This is a genomic window from Magnetococcales bacterium (genome assembly GCA_015232395.1).
Lineage (GTDB): Bacteria > Pseudomonadota > Magnetococcia > Magnetococcales > JADFZT01 > JADFZT01.
On record JADFZT010000129.1, the window covers coordinates 1 to 7,048 of the forward strand.

The window sequence follows — 7,048 nt, forward strand, 5'->3', positions numbered from 1 at the left end:
ACGACCCACCACCAAAAATATTTATCCAGCACCAGGTTGGTCGGGTTATAGAAAGAGAACAAAAACAGCAACGCCAATCCCAACGATATTCCTTTTTGATGGGGGCGACCATGTTGGATTACAACCATTCATCCTCATTTCCAGAGGCCATCAATCACCTGATTGATGCAGCCCTGGAAACTGAAGAGCGGGCCCAGAAGCCTCGCAACTACCTGGGCGCATCCCGTCTTGGCGTTTCATGCGAACGAGCCCTGCAATTCGAATACGCCCACGCCCCCAAGGATCCGGGCCGGGATTTCAGTGGCAAACTTCTGCGCATATTCGGTGCCGGACACTTGTTCGAGGATATGGCCATCAAGTGGTTGCGCATGGCCGGGTTCGAATTGTTCACCACCCGGGGCAACCGTCCCAACGGCGGCCAGTTTGGCTTCTCCGCCGCCAATGGCCGCATCCAGGGCCATGTGGACGGCATCATCGTTAACGGTCCTGAAGAGATCACCATGGCCTATCCGGCTCTGTGGGAGTGTAAATCCCTCAATGACAAATCGTGGAAAGATACGGTCAAGCGCGGGGTGACTCTTTCCAAACCGGTCTACGCTGCTCAGATCGCCATCTATCAGGCCTACATGGAGCCGCAGGTTTCCGGCATCTCGGCCAATCCGGCGCTGTTTACCGCCATCAACAAAAACACCGCCGAGTTGCACCATGAGTTGGTTCCGTTCGACGCCCCCCTGGCGCAGAAGATGTCCGATCGGGCGGTGCGGATTCTCCAGGCCACTGAAGCCCATGAACTTCTCCCACGGATCAGCCGGGAGTCCACCCATTTCGAATGCCGGATGTGTTCACATCAGGACCGCTGCTGGAGAATCCAATGAAAAATGAGCTTCACGTTTATGAAATTGCGCCAATCGATTTTTGGAACCACTGGACGTCCATGCTGGCGTTCCTGGCCAGTCCGTACAGGGATAACGGTCCCTTCTCCGATCCATGCGAAGTGCTGAACCGATTCCAACGCGCTACCCAACTGGCTCTTCGACTCGGATGGGAAGGTGATTTTCGGAAAGGGCCGTTCATCTCCGCCATCCCCGCTGAACATGGAGAAGGGCATTCCGAATTTCTGATCGCGTGGAAGCAGGACAATAACGGGATCACATTTATAGCGTCTCCATTTCCGCTGCCTTGGCTTGCAGACGACGGCGTACGTCATGTCGTTGGATGAAATCTGGATGAACGAGCGCGCCAACATTGTCCGACATGACAAATGGCTGGATTTCAATACTGCCGCACGGCAGGCGGATGATGGTCCGTTGGAGCCGATGGTCTCCGATACGGAGACCATTGCCGCCTACATGGATCTGGTCTTCGACTATTGCGAAGGTTGGATTCCTCTGCGGGCGTTCGCGGACCAGGGCCAGGACCTGGATGCTCGGCCCCATGCCATATGGGTGGAAGCTGACGAGATGGATGCGTTGGCGTCCGTCAAGGAGAAGGCGATCACCTTTGCTAAATGGGCGGCCCGGGAAGGTATGGCCTTCTACGTCATACCTGGAACCGTAGCCGAACAGGGGCGCGCCAAGGCGAGCGACGTCACCCAGACCCAGGTGATCCTGGTAGATTTGGATTGCGGTGATACCGAAGCCAAGCTGGAACACCTCTCCATACATCTGGGAGAGCCATCCGCCGTGATCGAATCCGGCGGCGTGACCCGGGAGGGTTTGGCCAAGCTGCATCTCTACTGGCGACTGTCCGAACCGGCGGAAGGCGACGATATCGCCCTGGCCTGCCGGATCCGTCATCAGGTCGCTCTCAAGGCGGGCGGCGACATCCATTTTCAATCAGCGCACCAGCCTATCCGGGTGGCCGGATCGGTCTACCACAAGCATGGCCGGCGGCGGTTGGTCACGTTCCGCTCCAGAAACAGCCTGGAATACCACCTTCGGGACATGGCCGACGCTGTCGATGACATGCCGGTCATGGAGGGGATCGACCTCTCCGGGCTTGATTTCAACAATGCCGGCTCCGCCAAACCACCCATGGCGGAGGTGCTCACCACCCCCATCCGCGAGGGTGACCAGGATGCATGGAGCCGATTCGCCGGAGCCAGCGCCGCCATCGGTCACTACATCCGCATGGCCCATTCCGGACAGATGAACAAGGAGGAAGCTTGGGAAGCCATCTCCCAATACAACGCCGCCATGCTCCGTCCCCCTTGGCCTCAGGACCGCCTGGCCGCTGAAGCGCAACGGCTGTGGGAGAGGCATTGTGAGAAACATGGCGAGGCTGCGGTGGCCAAGATCACCAACGATCCACTACCCACCTTCCGGTTGTCGGAACTGCTGGCCGACGACAGTCCCATGCCCCTGGACATCATCACCCCCCGCCTGTTGACCCCGGGCGGCATTCTGGTGATCGGCGGCGCCCCCAAGGTTGGAAAGAGCGATTTTCTCATTCACCTGCTGGCCCGCATGGCTGCCGGCATGGAGTTCCTGGGATTCGCTCCGCCCCGGCCACTGGGCGTGTTCTACCTTCAGGCGGAAATCCAATACCACTACCTGCGCGAGCGGATGAAACGGATGGATTTTCCGGCATCCATGATCACCACGGCGGGCCGTAACCTGGTACTGACCCCAAAGGTGCGGATGCTGCTTAACGCCGATGGCGCGCAGCGGACGATCATGGCCATTCAGCGGGATTTTCCAAATCCGCCTCCAGACATCATCTGCATCGACCCCATCCGCAATGTCTTTGACGGCGGCCCAGACGGCAATGGCGAAAACGACAACAACGCCATGCTCTTCTTTCTCCAGGAACGGGTGGAGCGGATCCGGGACACGGTCAATCCGGAGGCCGGGGTCATTCTCAGTCACCACACAAAAAAGCTCAGCAAAAAACAACTCATGGAGGATCCGTTCCAGGCCCTGAGCGGGGCCGGAAGCCTCCGGAGCTTCTACAGCAGCGGCCTGATCATGTATCGGCCCGATGAGGATCAATCCGAACGGAAGCTGCAGTTCGAACTTCGCAACGGCCCGGCCATCGCTCCGATGACGGTGGACAAAATTGATGGCGAGTGGATGGAGATCGACCGGCGCGGTGAACGGCTCATCGGTCAGGCCATAGGGGAAAAGATGGATGCAGAGCGCGACAGGAAGCAGGACGTAATCATTCAGTTGATCCTGGATGAGGCTGCAGAGGGGCGCGTATACACCCCCGCCCAATTTTCTGAAAAGTTCGAAAACCACGCTGGGCTTGGAGGTCGGGACAACATTGTTAAACGGATTTCAGTCGCATCCACAAAAAGCGAAATCAAATTTTTCCGCAATTTTGAGGAATACGACCTGCCTCCGGCTCCCCGTTCGAAATTTGGCTACATGGTTACCGAAGGGATGGTTCTCAGAAGAGACGAAGGCCGGTTGGATATCGTTCTTCCAACCCACTTCAAGTGTCAGCAGAGCGGAGCCGTATTGCCTGTCGAAAATCCCGAGGTTTGGGTCTGTCAAGGAGGTGATCAAGGTGGTGAAAAATGAGAAATCCAGAATGGAATCCAGAATGGAAAATGGCCAGAATGGAAAACTTTCCATTCTGGGCAGAATGGAAAGTTTTCCATTCTGGAAGTATTGGAAAATCAATAGGTTGCGAGCAGACCAGAATGGAAAGGGCAGACTGGAATTCGACCTTTTACAGTCTGGAAATTTCGAAACAATTTCATGATGTTGCAGCCAGAATGGAAGAATGGAAAATCCGGTCCTCCCTACGGGAGGGGGTCCCCGCAAGGGTGACACCTTCCCAGGTCGGAGGGTTTCGCGCACGCGATGGCCCACCTCACAAACGGATCCTTGCTAACCAAACAGACTGGAAACGGACGGCGGCGATGTTCTTGGCGGAGCCCGCCGCCGTCCTGACCACACCAACCCTCAGGAGGAAAGATATGGCTGTTGAGATTGTGCCCCATAACGGGGCCAAGGGAAACGGGGCGATCCTCGCTCTGGACCTGGGAAGTAAAACCGGATGGGCGCTGTGGCAGCGTGATGGAACCATCACCAGCGGGACGGCGGAGTTCCGACCAAGCCGATTCGAGGGCGGCGGCATGCCGTTCCTGCGCTTTCTCGGTTGGCTCGACGAGGTCCAGCAATTCGCCGGACCGGTTGGGCAAGTGGTCTTCGAAGAGGTCCGCAGGCATCTTGGGACCACGGCGGCCCACGCCTACGGCGGTTTTCTCGCGCACCTGACCGCATGGTGTGAAAAACGGGCCATTCCCTACCAGGGCGTCCCAGTCGGGACCATCAAGCGCCACGCTACCGGCAAGGGCAACGCCAACAAACAGACGGTCATCCAGGCGATGAAAGCCAAAGGATACCACCCTGGCGACGACAATGAAGCGGATGGTTTGGCAATCCTGCACTGGGCGCTGGACCAGGGGGTGGGACAATGAACGGCGGACCGAAGCAACCCCAATCCTGCTTGGCCCGTATGCAGGGCCCCACCATCGACGCTGAAGGGACCAAGGTTTTTGGTTGGAACCGCCATGGCATTCTGGTCGTTTCTGAAAACGATGACAGGCTCACCTGGGTAGAGAAGGAACTGGTCCGCAACCTGGGCGAGAAACTCTATGGGCGGGGCCGCCGCCGGGAGGTGGCTCATGGCTGATCCCGTGCGCATCGAAAACCCCATCACCGACTGTGCGGTGGTCACCGCGCCTTCCAGTCAAAAACCGGAAATGCCTCCGCCAGTGGTTTTCCATCGGGATCCAGTTCTGGATGGAGCCACCTACAAACTCAAACCGCCCGAGTCCGATCACGCCGTTTACGTCACTATCAACCACGCGGTGATGAACGGTGCGCCCAGGTTGATGGAGATCTTCGTCAACTCGAAAAATATGGAGCACTTCGCCTGGGTGGTGGCTTTGACCCGGGTGATCTCGGCCATCTTCCGGCACGAAAGCCGACCTACTTTCCTGGTAGAGGAACTGAGGTCGGTGTTTGACCCCAGGGGCGGCTATTGGGCTGGCGGGCGCTACGTCCCCAGTCTGGTGGCGGAGATCGGCAACTGCCTGCAACAACACATGGAGCGACTGGGGATCGTGGAACAGGACGATCCAACGACCGCTGTCGAGACGAACCGAAAAACCGGTCCAGGAGTGAAGCCGCAAGGGATCTGCGAGAAGTGCGGCGCCTTCGCCGTGGTCTTCAGCGGCGGGTGCGACAAATGCCAAGAATGCGGATTTTCCAAACGCTGCGGCGACGCATGAGGGAGGACGCCATGAGCAAAAAATGGGACGTGAAAATGGTGGCCCTCCGCCTGGAGGAAGCCGCTGAGACCATAAAACGCCTGCCCCTGACTGGATTGAAGCCCGCCAGCTTTATCTCGTCGTGGCCGCCCATCCTGCGAGAGTTCTACGAGGCATATGGCTGGGACGAAGTTCATATTCGGCTGGGACCACCCTCATCCGAAGCGATCTCCCGCATGGACGAGGTGATGGAGTGGCTCCGCTGGCTGGAACCAGACGATGTGCGCCTGCTCTGGTTGCGGGCAGAAAGAGTCCGTTGGAAGCTGATCCAGAGGCGGTTTGGATTGGCGCGATCCACGGTATCCGCGCACTGGAAGGCCGCTCTCTTCCAAATCGTCGCCATCCTGAACCGGGATCAGTTTTTGTCCGGACATCTTTCTGCCGGACAAGAAGCGCAGAATTTGACAAAATTCCAACCATCATTGGAGTAACGCGTGCATCGCGCTAACAAACCCGCCCTGGGCAACCTGAGGCGGGTTTTTTCGTCCTGGAGCCTGAAAAAATGTCCGACAGCCATTGGCCGCACTTCTCCCGATCCGAACTCTCCTGCCACTGCCCATGCGGCCAGATGGAGATGGATCCGGATTTCATGCTCAGGCTGGAGGAGTTGCGCACCGCCTTTGGCAAACCCATGCGGATCACCTCTGCCTACCGCTGCCCCAGCCACAACGCCCAAGCCTCCAGCACAGGTTTCACCGGCCCCCATACCACGGGTTTGGCGGTGGACGTGGCGATCTCTGGTCAGGACGCCCACGAACTGCTGACCCTGGCGCTGCATCAGGGATTCAACGGCGTTGGCATTTCCCAACGCGGCCCCCACAACAAACGCTTTATCCACATCGACGCCATTGACAACGGTCCCGGACGCCCCCGTCCGACTGTTTGGTCTTACTGACAGGAGATCACCATGTCCATTCGCCTGATCGCTTCCACCTTCATCTCCCGCCTGCGGGAACCCTCTTCCTGGGGCGGCTTTGCCGTGCTGTTGGCCGTCTTCGGACTCTCGAACGACGAGGCGCGCGCCGTTACCGACCTGCTCGCCGCCGGAGCCGCCACCGCCTCGGTCTTCATGGGTGAAGGATCCAACTGATGGACCACTGCCAAGGGCACTCCAACTGCCCCTATGTGGCCGAGATGGCCACCATCCGAACCGAACTGGGTCACATCATCACCAGGTTGGACAAGGGAGAGGCGCGCTTTGTCCGCATGGAAGGCGTGCTGGAGCGGTTGGAGAAGGCCGAGCAGCAGATGATCGGCGGCTACCGACTGTTCCGAAAGGTCATCGCCCTGTTGGCGGCCACCGCTGCCTTCCTGGCCATTCCCTGGTTGGGAAAGCTGTTCGGGGGCTGATCGGTGATCCAGGTTGAAGCCAGAGACCAAGGCGCTCGGCAGACACTTAGCGGGTTGGAAAAACAGGCCCGTTTTGCCACCGCCGTGGCCCTGACCTGCACCGCCAAAGACGCCCAAGAGGAAGTCCGGCGGCAGTTGCCTGAGCGCTTCACCATCCGCACCGGGTGGTTGGCCAAGGGAGTCCGTGTTCGATCCGCCAGAAAGAACAATCTGGAAGCCGCAGTCACCGTGTTGGATGACTTCATGGCGTTGCAGGAAACTGGAGGCATGCGCAAGTCGCACTCTGGCGAGGCGCTGGCCGTTCCGGTCGGCGCACGTCCGACTCCCCGGTCAATCACGCGCCCTAGCAAGTTTCCTGGTCGGTTGCTGCAGAAACCTCGCCATTTCATCGCGGCCTTCCACGATGACCCACAG

Annotated in this window: 11 protein-coding genes; all 11 read left to right on the plus strand. The window is 58.6% G+C overall.

Annotated features, from left to right (window positions below; translation table 11 throughout):
• Positions 1-110: 110 nt before the first annotated feature.
• Positions 111-875, plus strand: a complete 765-nt coding sequence (locus HQL52_19410; GenBank protein ID MBF0371610.1) for a hypothetical protein — start codon at positions 111-113, stop codon at positions 873-875.
• Positions 872-1,219, plus strand: coding sequence for a hypothetical protein (locus HQL52_19415; GenBank protein ID MBF0371611.1), 348 nt, complete (start codon positions 872-874; stop codon positions 1,217-1,219). Before HQL52_19410 ends, HQL52_19415 begins: the two co-directional genes overlap by 4 nt.
• Positions 1,220-1,226: 7 nt before the next feature.
• A complete protein-coding gene (locus tag HQL52_19420; protein MBF0371612.1) occupies positions 1,227-3,524 on the plus strand; it encodes an AAA family ATPase in 2,298 nt (765 codons plus the stop codon).
• 401 nt (positions 3,525-3,925) lie between these two features.
• The gene (locus HQL52_19425) at positions 3,926-4,429 is read left to right on the plus strand and encodes a hypothetical protein (GenBank protein MBF0371613.1); all 504 of its coding nucleotides are present in this window, start codon (positions 3,926-3,928) and stop codon (positions 4,427-4,429) included.
• Entirely contained in the window at positions 4,426-4,644 is a 219-nt protein-coding gene (locus HQL52_19430; GenBank protein ID MBF0371614.1) for a hypothetical protein, read from the plus strand. Before HQL52_19425 ends, HQL52_19430 begins: the two co-directional genes overlap by 4 nt.
• Positions 4,637-5,245 (plus strand): TSCPD domain-containing protein, encoded by a 609-nt coding sequence (locus tag HQL52_19435; GenBank protein MBF0371615.1) that lies wholly within the window; start codon positions 4,637-4,639, stop codon positions 5,243-5,245. Before HQL52_19430 ends, HQL52_19435 begins: the two co-directional genes overlap by 8 nt.
• A gap of 11 nt (positions 5,246-5,256) precedes the next feature.
• Positions 5,257-5,715 (plus strand): hypothetical protein, encoded by a 459-nt coding sequence (locus HQL52_19440; protein ID MBF0371616.1) that lies wholly within the window; start codon positions 5,257-5,259, stop codon positions 5,713-5,715.
• 71 nt (positions 5,716-5,786) lie between these two features.
• Entirely contained in the window at positions 5,787-6,179 is a 393-nt protein-coding gene (locus HQL52_19445; protein ID MBF0371617.1) for a DUF882 domain-containing protein, read from the plus strand.
• A 12-nt stretch (positions 6,180-6,191) separates the two neighbouring features.
• Entirely contained in the window at positions 6,192-6,374 is a 183-nt protein-coding gene (locus HQL52_19450) for a hypothetical protein (protein ID MBF0371618.1), read from the plus strand.
• Positions 6,374-6,634 carry a hypothetical protein gene (locus HQL52_19455; protein ID MBF0371619.1) on the plus strand — a complete coding sequence of 87 codons (261 nt, stop codon included), beginning with the start codon at positions 6,374-6,376 and terminating at the stop codon, positions 6,632-6,634. The genes HQL52_19450 and HQL52_19455 overlap by 1 nt, the downstream gene beginning before the upstream one ends.
• Positions 6,635-6,637: 3 nt before the next feature.
• Positions 6,638-7,048: hypothetical protein (locus tag HQL52_19460; protein ID MBF0371620.1), on the plus strand; the 411-nt coding region annotated here is incomplete at its 3' end.

Bases quoted from the DNA above. Each gene is read 5' to 3' on its own strand.
- HQL52_19410 (MBF0371610.1), top strand. From the start codon at position 111: ATGTTGGATTACAACCATTCATCCTCATTTCCAGAGGCCATCAATCAC.
- HQL52_19415 (MBF0371611.1), top strand. From the start codon at position 872: ATGAAAAATGAGCTTCACGTTTATGAAATTGCGCCAATCGATTTTTGG.
- HQL52_19420 (MBF0371612.1), top strand. From the start codon at position 1,227: ATGAACGAGCGCGCCAACATTGTCCGACATGACAAATGGCTGGATTTC.
- HQL52_19425 (MBF0371613.1), top strand. From the start codon at position 3,926: ATGGCTGTTGAGATTGTGCCCCATAACGGGGCCAAGGGAAACGGGGCG.
- HQL52_19430 (MBF0371614.1), top strand. From the start codon at position 4,426: ATGAACGGCGGACCGAAGCAACCCCAATCCTGCTTGGCCCGTATGCAG.
- HQL52_19435 (MBF0371615.1), top strand. From the start codon at position 4,637: ATGGCTGATCCCGTGCGCATCGAAAACCCCATCACCGACTGTGCGGTG.
- HQL52_19440 (MBF0371616.1), top strand. From the start codon at position 5,257: ATGAGCAAAAAATGGGACGTGAAAATGGTGGCCCTCCGCCTGGAGGAA.
- HQL52_19445 (MBF0371617.1), top strand. From the start codon at position 5,787: ATGTCCGACAGCCATTGGCCGCACTTCTCCCGATCCGAACTCTCCTGC.
- HQL52_19450 (MBF0371618.1), top strand. From the start codon at position 6,192: ATGTCCATTCGCCTGATCGCTTCCACCTTCATCTCCCGCCTGCGGGAA.
- HQL52_19455 (MBF0371619.1), top strand. From the start codon at position 6,374: ATGGACCACTGCCAAGGGCACTCCAACTGCCCCTATGTGGCCGAGATG.